General features: G+C 61.6%; 14 protein-coding genes. 5 read left to right on the top strand and 9 right to left on the bottom strand.

What is annotated here, in order from left to right:
- Positions 1 to 21: 21 nt before the first annotated feature.
- From RY113_RS02260 to RY113_RS02235, 6 genes are all read right to left on the bottom strand, one after another.
- The gene (locus tag RY113_RS02260; RefSeq protein ID WP_315913365.1) at positions 22 to 1,386 is read right to left on the bottom strand and encodes an amino acid permease; all 1,365 of its coding nucleotides are present in this window, start codon (positions 1,384 to 1,386) and stop codon (positions 22 to 24) included.
- A gap of 300 nt (positions 1,387 to 1,686) precedes the next feature.
- Positions 1,687 to 2,343, bottom strand: coding sequence for a response regulator transcription factor (locus tag RY113_RS02255; RefSeq protein ID WP_315913155.1), 657 nt, complete (start codon positions 2,341 to 2,343; stop codon positions 1,687 to 1,689).
- Complete coding sequence (locus RY113_RS02250; RefSeq protein ID WP_315913154.1) at positions 2,340 to 3,632, bottom strand: histidine kinase; 1,293 nt, start codon at positions 3,630 to 3,632, stop codon at positions 2,340 to 2,342. The genes RY113_RS02255 and RY113_RS02250 overlap by 4 nt, the downstream gene beginning before the upstream one ends.
- A 77-nt stretch (positions 3,633 to 3,709) precedes the next feature.
- Positions 3,710 to 3,886, bottom strand: a complete 177-nt coding sequence (locus RY113_RS02245) for a hypothetical protein (RefSeq protein WP_315913153.1) — start codon at positions 3,884 to 3,886, stop codon at positions 3,710 to 3,712.
- Positions 3,887 to 3,928: 42 nt separating this feature from the next.
- A complete protein-coding gene (locus tag RY113_RS02240; protein WP_110106707.1) occupies positions 3,929 to 4,705 on the bottom strand; it encodes a fumarylacetoacetate hydrolase family protein in 777 nt (258 codons plus the stop codon).
- 44 nt (positions 4,706 to 4,749) lie between these two features.
- Positions 4,750 to 5,583 (bottom strand): formate/nitrite transporter family protein, encoded by an 834-nt coding sequence (locus RY113_RS02235; protein ID WP_315913152.1) that lies wholly within the window; start codon positions 5,581 to 5,583, stop codon positions 4,750 to 4,752.
- Between the two features lie 236 nt (positions 5,584 to 5,819).
- Here RY113_RS02235 and RY113_RS02230 point away from each other — a divergent pair, with 236 nt between their 5' ends.
- Positions 5,820 to 6,914, top strand: a complete 1,095-nt coding sequence (locus RY113_RS02230; RefSeq protein ID WP_110106705.1) for a mechanosensitive ion channel family protein — start codon at positions 5,820 to 5,822, stop codon at positions 6,912 to 6,914.
- A gap of 112 nt (positions 6,915 to 7,026) precedes the next feature.
- Here the strand turns inward: RY113_RS02230 and RY113_RS02225 are convergent, their stop codons facing one another.
- Entirely contained in the window at positions 7,027 to 8,139 is a 1,113-nt protein-coding gene (locus RY113_RS02225) for a branched-chain amino acid aminotransferase (RefSeq protein ID WP_315913151.1), read from the bottom strand.
- Between the two features lie 193 nt (positions 8,140 to 8,332).
- Entirely contained in the window at positions 8,333 to 9,400 is a 1,068-nt protein-coding gene (locus RY113_RS02220; RefSeq protein WP_110106703.1) for a 3-isopropylmalate dehydrogenase, read from the bottom strand.
- Positions 9,401 to 9,526: 126 nt separating this feature from the next.
- Here RY113_RS02220 and RY113_RS02215 point away from each other — a divergent pair, with 126 nt between their 5' ends.
- The 3 genes from RY113_RS02215 to RY113_RS02205 all read left to right on the top strand — a co-directional run bounded on the left by RY113_RS02215 (position 9,527) and on the right by RY113_RS02205 (position 11,805).
- Positions 9,527 to 10,750 carry a sensor histidine kinase gene (locus RY113_RS02215; RefSeq protein WP_396334197.1) on the top strand — a complete coding sequence of 408 codons (1,224 nt, stop codon included), beginning with the start codon at positions 9,527 to 9,529 and terminating at the stop codon, positions 10,748 to 10,750.
- 5 nt (positions 10,751 to 10,755) lie between these two features.
- Entirely contained in the window at positions 10,756 to 11,460 is a 705-nt protein-coding gene (locus RY113_RS02210; protein WP_315913150.1) for a response regulator transcription factor, read from the top strand.
- A 168-nt stretch (positions 11,461 to 11,628) separates the two neighbouring features.
- On the top strand, positions 11,629 to 11,805 hold the full coding sequence (locus tag RY113_RS02205) for a hypothetical protein (RefSeq protein ID WP_170120973.1): 177 nt from the start codon (positions 11,629 to 11,631) through the stop codon (positions 11,803 to 11,805).
- A gap of 38 nt (positions 11,806 to 11,843) precedes the next feature.
- Here the strand turns inward: RY113_RS02205 and RY113_RS02200 are convergent, their stop codons facing one another.
- The gene (locus RY113_RS02200) at positions 11,844 to 12,377 is read right to left on the bottom strand and encodes a hypothetical protein (protein WP_315913149.1); all 534 of its coding nucleotides are present in this window, start codon (positions 12,375 to 12,377) and stop codon (positions 11,844 to 11,846) included.
- A gap of 248 nt (positions 12,378 to 12,625) precedes the next feature.
- On the opposite strand from RY113_RS02200, the gene RY113_RS02195 reads away from it, so the two are divergent.
- The gene (locus tag RY113_RS02195; protein WP_315913148.1) at positions 12,626 to 13,378 is read left to right on the top strand and encodes an ABC transporter ATP-binding protein; all 753 of its coding nucleotides are present in this window, start codon (positions 12,626 to 12,628) and stop codon (positions 13,376 to 13,378) included.

The following is a 13,378-nucleotide window of genomic DNA, read 5'->3' as shown; positions in this document are numbered from 1 at the left end:
AACGCAAAATGATCCCGTCCCCTAGGTGAAGAGGGCGTTCTTAGGCTCGTTCTTCTTCACAAACTGCCACCCGAACCAGAGCACCAGCGCCAGCACGGGCACAGTGCAAAGGGTCCACAGGCCCAGCAGATACTGGCTTCCGTCGGGATTGCTCATGGTGTCGAAGCCGATGAGCACCGTGATGACCATCAGTGCCACCAGGCCGATCCAGCTTGTCCACGGTGCGCCGGGCATGGGCAGCGAGGACACCTTGCCCTTCTTTCGGCGCAGCATGATCTGGCAGGCGAAGATGGAGCCCCAAGTGAAGATCACACCAATGGAGGCGGTGTTCAGGGCCAGATCAAAGGCGTGGGATCCGCCCAGCCAAATGTTTGCCAGTACGCCCACCAGGTACACGCCGGCAATGCTCAAAATGGCTGCATACGGCACGTGCCGCGAGGACATCTTGGTCAGCCAGGCGGGTGCGTGCCCATTGTTGGCCATGGTTCGGAAGATCCGGCCAATGGAATACAGCCCCGAATTGCAGGAGGAAAGCGCCGCCGTGATCACGACAAAGTTCATGACGGAGCCCACCCAATCCAGACCCATCGTGGCGAATACCGTGACGAACGGACTCTCCCCGGACTTGTACTGATTAGAAGGCATGAGCATGGCCAACAGCGAAACCGAGCCAACGTAAAACACCACAATACGCAGCACCACGGCGCGAATCGCCTTGGGTACCTCGCGTTCTGGATTCTTCATCTCACCGGCGGTAATGCCCACTAATTCAATTGCGTTGTAGGCGAAGATCACGGCGTTCAGGGCCAGGATCATGACCAGCCCGCCCTTGGGGAACATGCTTCCACCATGGAATAAGTTGCTCACAGCGGCGTGTGATTGACCCACCTGCGCGTTCATGACCACCATGATGGTACCCACCACCAGGAAGATCACAATGGCGCCCACCTTCAGGCAGGCCGCCCAAAATTCAAACTCGCCAAACGCCTTCACACTGAGCAGGTTCACAGCAACCAGCAACACCAACGCACACACCGCACTGATCTCCACGGGCACGCCGGGGAAGAAGTAAGTGAAGTACAGGCCTATGGCAATGAGTTCGGCGATCCCCGTCATGGCCCAGTTGATGAAATACATCCAGCCGGAAAGGTAGGCACCCTTTTTGCCAAACAGCTCGCCCGCATAGGACACAAAGGAGCCGGAGGTTTGGCGGTACATGATCAGTTCACCCAGTGCCCGCATGAGCAGGTAGGCGATGGCCCCGGCAATGACGTAGGAGAAGATCAGGGCCGGTCCGGTACTGGCCAGCCGCCCGCCCGCTCCCATGAAAAGTCCGACGCCGATAGCCCCACCCATGGCGATCATGGTCACGTGCCGCCGGGACAACGTCTGTTGGTAGCCCTCAGCTGAAACGCGGTCAGGGGCTGGCGCTGCGTCGTTTTCGGGCGAAGGTGAGACTGTGTCTGTGACGTTGTGTGACACGCAAAAAATCCTTGGGTCGGTTAACGTCCTGACTCGCCACCCCTGTAATGCCCGTGTTTCTGCGGGGCCGCACAAACTGGGGCGCGAAAGACTTGACGATTCTACTACGCCAACCTTGGGGCCTTGGGTCGGCAGTGCCCTGCGGTGAGCTCACCGATCACTGCGCTCAGCGATCACTGCGCGTTGAGCTCCCCCATCACGCCATCAGTGGCGTGAATCCCTAAAAACCAGCGCCGCCTGCACCCTGTTCTCCAGCCCCAACTTGGCTAAAATCCGCGAGACATGCGTTTTGACAGTGCCCTCACTGAGGAAAAGCGCCTTAGCAATTCCGTCATTACTCATCCCCTGCGCCAGCACATCAAGGACCTCTACTTCTCGGGCCGTCAGCAGTTCCAGCCGCGCCACGGCCACGTTCGACCTCGCAGCCTCCGCCCGTTCCCGCGTCCGCTCAATGAGCCGCCTCGTTACGGTGGGTGCCAGCATCCCCTCCCCCGCAGCCACGGCACGGATGGCGTGAAATAACCTCTCCGGGTCTGTGTCCTTGAGCAGGAATCCAGCCGAACCCGCCTCGAGTGCCGCGAACACGTAGTCATCCAGATCAAAGGTGGTCAGCACCAACACCTGCGGCGGCTCAGCCAGGGCGCGCAATTGTCCCGTCGCCGCGATGCCGTCGCCGCCGGGCATGCGCACGTCCATCAGGACCACCTCGCACCGTTGCGTCTGTGCACATCTCACCGCTTGCGGGCCGCTGGCAGCCTCCCCCACCACCTCCATGTCAGGGCGAGAGTTGACCATCTTCACCAGTGCCGCCCTGACAAGGGCCTCGTCGTCGGCTACTATCACGCGAATGATTTCGCTCACGCGCTCGCCCCTTCGCAGTCTGCGCTGTGGTTGTGCAGCACCGGGGTGAAGGGGATGCAGGCAACCAGTTCAAAGCCCTGGGCGTTGTGCCCGTGTTCCACGGTGCCGCCCAAAATCTGCACACGTTCTGACAGACCTACGAGTCCTAGGCCGGCACCGGGACCCGGCTCGCCGGGTCCACCAGCACCATTGGCCACCGTGACATGGAGTTCAGCCGGGCCGGTTGTGGCCGCGGGTAATTCAAGATTCACATGTGCACGGGAACCGGGGGCATGGCGAGCCACATTCGTGAGGCCTTCCTGAACCACCCGGAATGCCGCACGGCTCACGGCGTCGGGAATCACTACGGGATCTTCCGGCAACTGCGAATAGTCAACCAGAATCCCGGCCAGGCGCCACTGCGCCACCAAGCCGGCAATTTGGGCAATCCCAGAAGGGGCTGCAACACCTGAAGGGGCGGTGACGTCAGAAGGTGCGCCAACACCTGAAGGTGCGTTAGCAGCATAGCTTCGTTCATCTGCGTTGGTGCCGTCTTCGCGCAGCACACCCAGAACGTCCCGCAGCTCACCCAACGCGGCGTGGGCGGTTTCGCGGATAAGCCTAGCCGAACTGGCGGTTTCTGGATCCGGGGCGTCAACCTGCATGGCCGCTGCCTGGACCGCTACCAATGACATCCGGTGGGCCAGAGTGTCGTGCATTTCGCGGGCGATCCTGTGGCGTTCGGCGAGCCGGGTACGTTCGGCATCGGTGACACGTTCGGCTTGGGCCCGTGCGGCCTGGTTCGTCAACTCAGTCAGCTGGGATTCACGGAGCCGGCGCCGCTGGCCGCGATAGGCGCCCCACACGGCAATGGCGCCGTAGACAAACACCAACAACAGGAGAATATAGTGCCAGTGAGCCGTGTCTATCCCCAGCAGTGCCTCAGTGCCGATCGCCAGGGCAATGACTGCTGCCACCCACCAGTCAAGGCGCCGTTGGGCCAACAGAAACAGGGCAACGAAAAATGCCACGCCACTGAACGAGAGCACGCCCAACACAGCCGCCGTTGCGGCCACCGATCGCGGAAAGCGGTGCCGCCAAATCAGGGCCACGGCACCCAACGGGGCCAGCAGAGGGGCAAATCCAAAGCGTGCCCACTCAAGTCCGGCATTTTCAGGGTCGGGCACTGTCCCGTCGTCAATTCCCAGTCCGATCGAGAGAACGGACATCAGCACATCGGCCACGACGACCGCCACGACAAGGGCCACCGTGCGCCACGGGCTTTCGGGGGCAAGCAATTTTATCTTCATGCTTTGAGCCTAAGATTCACTGGGCAGGCGGCACATCCAACTAAAGTTGTCACCTGGCGGCAAAGCCGGACAGTCCGCTACTTCCGGCGCTGCTTCAGCAACCGGCGCAACTTCAGCACGAAGCTGGCGGCCGCGAGCACTACGGCAAAGAGCCAACCCGCCACCGGCTTGGGTGGCGGGTTCTTCAATCGCTCCCGCGCAGCCGCGTTCATCGTTTGGGCAACCCCGCGCCCAAAGGCGCGCTGGCCGCTCACGCCAAGTCCCGTCGTCGTACGTTCGCCAAAAAAGGCATGAAACTAGCGGCGCACCACCGGGTTGGAGAGGCGCCCGATGCCTTCAATTTCAACGTCGTAGCGGTCGCCGGCCTGCAAGAGATCGACGCCGGCCGGGGTACCTGTCATGATGACGTCACCCGGGAGCAGGGTGAATGCGTGGGAGACGATCGAGACGATTTCGCGGACACTGCGCACCATTTGGTTGCTGCTGCCGTCCTGGCGGAGTTCGCCGTTGAGCCAGCCCTTGATGGAGATGTCCTCAGGGTCCAGCTCGGTTTCGATCCACGGACCCAAGGGGGCGGAGGTGTCAAAGCCCTTGGCGCGTGCCCACTGGCCGTCTCCTGCCTGGACATCGCGTGCCGTGAGATCGTTGCCGCAGGTGTAGCCGAAGATGACCTCGTCTACGCGCTCCTCCGGGACGTCCTTGCAGATGCGGCCAATGACCACACACAGTTCAGCCTCGTAGGAGACCTCTTCGGAGAATTCCGGCAGCACAATCGGCTCGTTGGGCCCTATTACGGAAGTGTTGGGCTTCAGGAACAGCAGCGGGCTTTCGGGGACCTCGTTGCCAAGTTCGCGGGCGTGCTCGGCGAAGTTGCGGCCCACACCAATGATTTTGGAGCGCGGAATGATCGGGGCCACCAGGCGCACGTCATCCAGCGGGTAGTGGATGGTAGTTTTTTCCACACCATTGAAGAAGGGGTCGCCCTTGATGACGGTGACGACTTCACTGCCTGCGGCCCCTTCCACGATGCCGTACATGGGGTCATTGTCTACTACAAAACGGGCTATACGCATGTGTAAAAGTCTATCGGGAAATGCTGGCTAACGTGGTTCCCGCGCTAACTTGCCTGTCTCTTGCGTCCACCGCCGTCATTGCGTCTTTCCTTGATGAGCTCCAGTGAACGCACTAAGCGAAGAGCTGTTACAAGCACCACCCCACCCAAAACGTTGAACACCACCGCATACCAGAACCAGCTCAGCCATTCGAGGTAGCCATAACTTGCTCCCGCATGGATGGCCCCAAAAATCAGCAGCGAATCCAGCACCGAGTGGAACAGGGGCAACCCAGCCAGCAAAAAGCCGCCTCCCATGGCGGCAACAATCTTCCCCGGTACCGATTCGGTCCCATGCTGCATACGCGTCATGAGCGTGATGGTACTGCCACCTAAGACTGCCAAAGCGGCCGTCTGCACCGAGAAGGGTGCCAGCGCAAACTGAGCTCCAGATTCAATCAACATCTCCCGCCATTGCGGGAACGCCTGCACCACGATCCACATGAACAGCCACCCGCCCGCTAAGTTGCCGACCAGCGTCCCGCCCCACAATTTGAACAGCTGCCCCAGCCTGGCCTCCTTGGCCACGACCGCGGCAATGGGGACCAGAAAACCTTCGGTGAACAGTTCACTCTTGGCCAAGAGTAGGGCGACAAATCCAATGCCAAAAGCCAGCCCACCCAGTAGCTTGCTGCCTGTGGCGTGCTCCACGGCTAGGTAGCCCATGACACCGAGGCCCACCTCGATGCCGCCAAAGAAACCAGTAACTAAGACATTGGGCCATGTACGGTGCAACCGCTGCGCACCCTCATCCACGATGGCGTCGAAGGCGGTTTCAATCTCCTCCTCCACCGCCGCGTCGTTCTCGCCCAGCTCCCGCCTGCGTGCCTCGTCCGTCATGAATCCTCGTCCATCTTTTATCTCCCCTATTTACTGGCCGGCCCACGTGTTTGCCCACGCGCCTGCCGCCCCGCACTGGCAACTCCCTGTGAGAATAGTAGGCCAGCGCTGGCACGTTTGACCCCAAGAATCGGCAGAAACTTTCACTTCCCGGGACGCGCAAAGGCGTGAAAATGACGTGAATGTGCACGGCCTCAGGTGGACAAACCCCCGGTAGGCTCTGACACCATCAGAAGATGGATTCATTCGATAAGTACATTTTGCCCCTTCTGGCGGTCTTGGCTGCCGTGGCAGTGGCAGCACTGCTGACCTTGGTCATCAGGCTCTGCGCCAACTACGCCTTTCGAAAAGTTCCTGGTTTTCCTCGGCGCTCGGCAAAAGCCAGGCTTCCCGTTTTTGGCGTCCTTACCCTTGTTGGGGTCCGCGTTGCACTCTCGCTCACCGCATCAGGCAGGGGCTGGTTCCCCGCCGTGGATTTTGTCACGATGGCCGCGTTTATCGTCGCTTTGTGCTGGCTGGCGATTGTCACCCTGGGCATCGGCGAACGGCTGCTGCTGCGTAACTTCACGGCCCAGAGCGTGGATAACCGCAAGCTGCGCCGGCTCACCACGCAAGTCACCTTGGGCAGGCGCATTATTACGGCCTTGCTGATCACGCTGGCCGTGGCGGGACTGCTGCTGACCATTCCCGAGGTACGCACGCTGGGCACCGGTCTCCTAGCCTCCGCCGGGCTGATCTCCATTGTTGCCGGCCTGGCCGTGCAGAGTTCCCTCTCCAACGTTTTTGCCGGTGTCCAGCTGGCGTTTACCGATGCAATACGCATTGACGATGTGGTGGTGGTGGAAGGACTGTGGGGACGGGTGGAGGAAATCACCTTGACCTATGTGGTGGTGCGCGTGTGGGATGAGCGGATGTTGATTCTGCCTTCCACCCATTTCACCAGCACACCTTTTGAAAATTGGACCCGGAATAGTCCCAAAATCATGGGCAGTGTAGAGTTCGACGTCGACTGGCTGGCTCCCGTAGACCAGCTCCGCCAGCACCTGATCCAGACACTGGCGGCCACGCCCCTGTGGGACGGGCGCACCGGCAAGCTGGAAGTGACCGACGCCGTCAACGCACTGGTGCGTCTGCGCATCGTGGTCAGTGCCAGGGATAGCGGCGATCTCTGGGATCTGCGCTGCCTGGTCCGTGAATCCCTGCTGACCCATATCCAGGACCTGCATGCTGCCTCAATCCCGCGTCAGCGGTGGGAGAAGGGCACAGCAGACGGAAATGGAGCTGACGAGGCTCCCGCGCCCACTCTTGAGTTGAGCTCCTCACACGCTTAGTTATAAGCAGAACAGCTCAAACAAAACCGCGCCCGCCTCCCAGATCCGCGCCCGTTAGAACGGGCGCGGATCTGGGAGGCGGGCGCGAAAACCGAAAGTCTTGCAAAAACTCCTAAGCCAGGCGCGTCAGCCAACCGTGAAGGTCCTCGACCGTGCCGGTCTGGATGCCCAGCAGTTGCTCGCGGATGGCTGCTGTGACCTCACCAATGCCGTGGGCTGGTGAGGCGATGGTGCCTTCGGCCGTCTTGAGCTCACCGATGGGGGTGATGACAGCTGCTGTGCCGCAGGCGAACACCTCAGTGATGTCCCCGGCGGCAACGCCGGCACGCCATTCATCGATGGTGATCTTGCGTTCTTGGACCTTCAAGCCGCGGTCCGCAGCCAGCTGCATGACGGAGGAGCGGGTGATCCCGTGCAGGATATGCCCGTTGAGCTCGGGGGTGACCAGGGTGCCGTCCTTGAACACGAAGAAGATGTTCATGCCGCCCAATTCCTCAACAGCATTGTCATTGTGCGGGTCCAGGAACAGCACCTGCTTGCAGCCGTTGGCTTCGGCTTCCATCTGTGCGGCCAGCGAGGCAGCATAATTGCCACCGCACTTGGCCTCACCGGTGCCGCCTTCGCCGGCGCGGGCAAAGGTGGTGGTGAGCCAGATGGAGACAGGCTTCAACTCTCCGCCAAAGTAGTTCCCAGCCGGTGAAGCGATGACGCGGTAGGAGACCTCACGGGACGGGCGCACACCCAAGAACGCCTCGGTGGCGATCATGAACGGGCGCAAGTACAGCGCGTCGCCGTCGCCGGAGGGTACCCAGTCCTGGTCCACCGAGACCAGCTGGCGCAAGGACTCCAGAAACGTTTCCGGTGGTAGCTCAGGTAGCGCCAACCGGCGGGCTGAGGCGTTCAACCGGGCTGCGTTGGCCTCAGCACGGAACGTCCAGATGGACCCGTCGGCGTGACGGTAAGCCTTCATGCCTTCGAAGATTTCCTGGCCATAGTGCAGCACAGCGGCGGCCGGGTCCATGGCGATGGGACCATACGGCTCAATGCGTGCGTTGGACCAGCCGCCCGCACCCTGTGCATCAACCTTGTAATCCACCACAGCTGTGTGATCCGTGAAGTAGTCGCCGAATCCGGGGTTCGCCAAAATCGTCTCACGCACGGCTGCGCTCTTCGGGTTCTCGTTGAGCTGCTGGGAAAAGGTCAGCTCACTGGCTGTCTCGGTCATGCTTCCTCCACAAGGTTGTGCCCGCCCTCGCCGATTCCGGTGTCAGACAGGAGTTTAGTGCCGTTCTGCGCACCGTCAGCGGTGCGCAGAACCCTTCGGTTAATATGCACTCACTCTATTGGTTAAGCGTACCCCTGCACAGCTGCGTTCTCGCGCCGAACTAGATACTCTCACCCCACCACGTACGACGGCGTTACAGTGCCGCCGCAATGGCGTCACCGATGGTGCTGGTGGACCTGGGTGAGGCCGGGTTGCGGGTTGACACATCGGCTTTCACGGCCGCTTCGATCTTGGCCGCAGCACCGTTGTGTCCCAGATGGTGCAGCAGCAGGGCAGCTGAGAGGATAGCCGCGGTGGGATCCGCTTTCTGCTGGCCGGCAATGTCCGGGGCCGAACCATGGACCGGTTCAAACATGGACGGCGCGGTGCGGTCCATGTTGATGTTCCCGGAGGCGGCAAGGCCGATTCCGCCGGTGACCGCGGCTGCCAGGTCCGTGACGATGTCTCCAAAGAGGTTATCAGTGACGATGACATCGAAGCGGGCCGGATCGGTGACCAAAAAGATCATGGCCGCATCCACGTGCAGGTAGTCCACACTGACCAACGGGAATTCGGCAGCAACAGCTTCAACGGTGCGCTTCCACAGGTGCCCGGCATAGACCAACACGTTGTGCTTGTGCACGTAGGTGAGCTTCTTACGGGGGCGTTCGTTGGCGCGGCGGAAACCGTCCCGGACCAGACGCTCCACACCGAAGGCGGTGTTGACGGAGACCTCGGTGGCAACCTCGTGAGGTGTTCCCTTGCGCAGCACGCCGCCGTTGCCCACGTAGGGACCTTCGGTGCCTTCACGGACCACCACGAAGTCGATGGCACCGGGGTTCGCCAGCGGTGAGGCCACGCCGTCGTACAGGAATGAGGGACGCAAGTTCACGTAATGATCCAGGGCGAAGCGCAGCTTCAGCAGCATCTCGCGCTCGATCAGCCCTGAGGGGATGGACGTGTCCCCGGGGGCAGCGCCAACAGCGCCGAAGAGGATGGCATCATGGCCGCGCAGGGCCTGGATGGTTTTCTCGGGCAGGGTCTCGCCGGTGGCCAGCCAGTGCTCGGCGCCGAGCTTGTAATCTGTCAGTGCCAGCTCAAGGCCCTCGGCGGAGGTGACCTTTTTCAGGACCTTCACAGCCTCTGCCGTCACCTCGGGGCCAATGCCGTCGCCAGCAATTACAGCAATGTCAATAACAGCAGTCTCAGTCGATGCGCTCATGAATTCAGCCTAGTCAAAGTATCCACATGATGGGCAAAGTGTCTCAGCATTTGGATGAGCCAGCAGATCTCCACCCACGGCAGGATGTCCTCGTGTGGGCTGCGCTCTAGAATTATGGATGTGTTCATGCATTCCATCTACGACTGGTTCCTACGTCACCGCTTTGCCGTGGACTTTATCCTCATGGCCGTACTGTGGCTGGCACTGGCCCCCTTCAGCATGGTGACCTCCGTGTACGACGGCAACTACGCCTCCTCATGGTTGACCGTCCTCTTCGCCACGGCACTTGTCTTTCCGCTCGCGTGGCGGCGCACCCGAACCGTCATGGCCGGGTGCATCATCGCGGCAGTGGCGATCCTGCAGTGGGCGCTGTTCGTCCAGCCCATGCCGGCAGACATTGCCGTGCCGGTGATCGTGTACGCGCTGGCGGCGTTTGGCCCGCGCTGGGCCAGCCTGGGCGGGCTGGGTCTGGCCATGATTGGCTCGATCATGCTCGTCAGCCGCTTTTTCTATGACCTCACCTCCCGCTCCGTGGCTGACCTGCCGTACGGCGTGGTGACTGTGATAGCCGTCTGGGTGCTGGTGCTGTTCAGTTGGACAGCCGGGGATTTGACCCGCACCAAGCGGCTGCGGCAACAGGCCCTCTCAGACCGCGCACACCGGCTGGAGATTGAGGCACAGCACGAACGCGAGCTCGCGGCCAGTGACGAGCGGGCCCACATTGCCCGAGAAATGCATGACATTGTGGCGCACTCCCTCTCCGTCATCATCACCCAGGCCGACGGCGCCCGCTACGCCGCCGTGGCCAACCCGGAGATCGCACCCGAAACCCTGGCCACGATTGCCCAGACCGGACGTAGCTCGCTGCAAGAAATGCGCCGCCTACTGGGGGTGCTGCGCGGCGACGCCGAGGCATCGACCCGACCGCTGCCCGGCCTCATGGACTTGGACGAACTACTGCTGGGCATCCGTGCCGCTGGCCTGCCAGTCACGGTTGAGGTGAAGGGCGGCGCCCGCCGGCTTCTGCCCCCGGGCGCAGAACTCACCGCCTACCGCGTAGTGCAGGAAGGCCTGACCAACACCATGAAGCACGCCGGTCCCAACGCGGAGGCCAGCGTCACCCTTGACTGGACCGCGCGCGGTCTGGACGTGTCGGTGCGGGACAACGGGAGGGACGCATCGGCGTCATACTCGGAGAAGGGATCCGGCGCACTGTCCGGGCCCGACGGCGGCAACGGCTTGCGCGGCATGGCCGAGCGGGTCAAGCTGTATGACGGCACCCTGCACACCGGCCCACTGCCGGGCGGCGGCTTTGGCATCACAGCATCCATCCCCTACACGGAGAACTGACTTTCATGACCCCCTCCCCCATTCGCGTGGCCCTTGTTGACGACCAGCAATTGGTCCGCTCCGGCTTTGGCATGCTGATCAATTCCCAGCCCGACCTTGAGGTGGTGCTGCAGGCCGGCAACGGCATCGAGGCACTGCAGGGGCTCGCGGCCACGGCGGCCGACGTGGTGCTCATGGACGTGCGCATGCCCGGCATGGACGGGCTGGAAACCACGCGCCGGCTCATGGAACGGACCAAGACGGCGCCCGCCGGTTCCTGGCTCTCGGAGCTGAAAATCGTGGTGCTGACAACCTTTGATTTGGACGAGTACGCCCTTGCCGCCATCCAGGCCGGAGCCAGCGGATTCCTGCTCAAGGATGCCCCGCCGGAGGAACTACTCGGGGCTATTCGTACCGTTTTTGCCGGCGACGCCGTCATTGCTCCCTCCACCACGCGCCGCCTGCTGGACCATGTGGCGCCCATGCTTTCTGCCCCCAGCCCAGCCAACGACGCCAACACCATGGCCGTTTCCTCCCTAACGGCGCGTGAGCACGAGGTGTTTGTGCTGATCGCCAACGGCCTCTCCAACCCGGAAATTGCCGCTCAACTGTTCGTGTCCGAGGCCACCGTGAAGACGCACGTGGGGCACATCCTGGCGAAGTTGAACGCGCGCGACCGTGTCCAGGTGGTACTCATCGCGTACGAGACGGGCATCGTCTCCCCAAGGTAGCCCCGCTCCCCCACCACCAGCCCTCTCCCACCTTTGGCGCGGTCTTGCCGAACGCTATCCCGCCGAGCACAACGGCTGCGGCCCGTCGGGTAGGTGTGGCGGGCTGGCTCGGGAACCTCCGTCTCCTCGCTGGAGCCGGCCGAAATCCTGAAGAGCTTCGCGTTGCTCGTGGATCTTTTCCTGTTCGACAATGTCCTTGAACTGTTCGAGATCCGCAACGCCTTGGAGTCACATGCCGCCGCCGGCGGCAACTCCACGCTGACAGGTCTCATCAACTTGTTCCGCTCCCGGGGCAGACATTCAACATTTTCGACAGTGAAGAAGTTGCCACGGTGCGTGAAGTGAGTCCCCGCTCATCCAGAATGTGGCAGCACAATGTCTGCCTAGCCATCATGCAACACCTGTTGTTGCAGTTTTTCTAGGGCCGCCTGGTCAGCGGCGACCTCCACACTGCCGTGTGGCAAGATCAATGTCAGCACCTTCAAGCCAGGGGGCAAGTGACGTGCATTGCTGCCTGCCAGAGGCTTCGGAGAGTCAGAAACTTTAATGACTTCCAATACTGCCGGCTGACCCAAGGAGACCTCTGTGCCGGACATGACTTCTTGAAATAGGATTCGGTGTGGCTCGCAGGACACCGTTCCACCGGCCCAGATGTCATGCAATGATCCTGGACGGGACCCCGGATATCTTAGGTAGAGGAAGATTCCTCGCTCCTCCAAGGCGGCTTTGCGTTTCCGTGATTCCCGGGCGAACAGGTAAGACAGTCCGCCCCACCATAAAAGATTGAACAGGGTAGAAAAGATCCCATAGGTCCAGGCGTTCCCGCTGGCCGCGTAAACGAGCACTGACACCATAGCCATCAGTACGATCATCAGCGGAATGGCAATCATTTTGTGCTGCCAGAGCCATTCCCTCATGTCTGCGCCAACCTTTCTGCGTATGCCTCTTAACCTCGAATCGGTCCTCACCGTAGTAGAACTTTTTGACGTTCAGGCCCCATGGTAATGGAGCCTACAGTTCCGCCCTGCCCCGAGTGTCCACTGACTCTGCCCCGCCACAGCGCAAGGCACCTCCACCCACGGTAGGAGGGGCCGGCGTCGAACATCACGGCGATATCCACCCCGGCTCCGATCCCTGCGCCCGCCAAGCAAAATAGGCTGGTTCCATGACCATCACTCCTGAGAATTCACAGCGCACGCTGGCGGTTCAGGCCCGCGGCTTGCACAAGACCTACGGCAAGGGCGAGACCGAGGTGACGGCCCTGAAGGGTGTTGACCTGAAGTTCCCGGCCGGCCAATTCACCGCCATCATGGGCCCCTCCGGCTCCGGTAAATCTACACTGATGCATTGCCTTGCCGGGCTGGATTCAGTCACCTCCGGCACCATCCACCTGGGCGAGACGGAACTGACCGCCCTCAACGACAAGGCGTTGACACAACTGCGCCGTGACCGGATCGGCTTCGTGTTCCAGGCTTTCAACTTGGTCCCGACGTTGAGTGCCGAAGCCAATATCACCCTTCCCGTGGCGCTGGCCGGCGGCACCGTAGATAATGAATGGTTCACGTTCATCACCTCCACGTTGGGCCTCACTGACCGCCTCAAGCACAAGCCGCACGAGCTCTCCGGCGGCCAGCAGCAGCGCGTGGCCGTGGCTCGTGCCCTACTCACCCGCCCCGAAGTCATCTTCGGCGACGAACCCACCGGCAACCTCGATTCGCGCTCTGGCGCCGAGGTCTTGGGCATGCTGCGCCGCTCCTCTCGTGAGATGGGCCAGTCCATCATCATGGTCACGCACGACCCCGTGGCCGCCTCCTACGCCGACCGTGTTGTCTTGATGAACGACGGCGAGCTGGTGGGCGAACTGGAAAACCCCACCGCTGATTCGGTGCTGGCCTCGCTGGCATCACTGGGGGCCTAA

Origin of the sequence: Arthrobacter sp. lap29 (genome assembly GCF_032458965.1) — a bacterium.
GTDB lineage: Bacteria > Actinomycetota > Actinomycetes > Actinomycetales > Micrococcaceae > Specibacter > Specibacter psychrochitiniphilus.
This window is presented reverse-complemented; position numbering and strand designations above follow the sequence as displayed.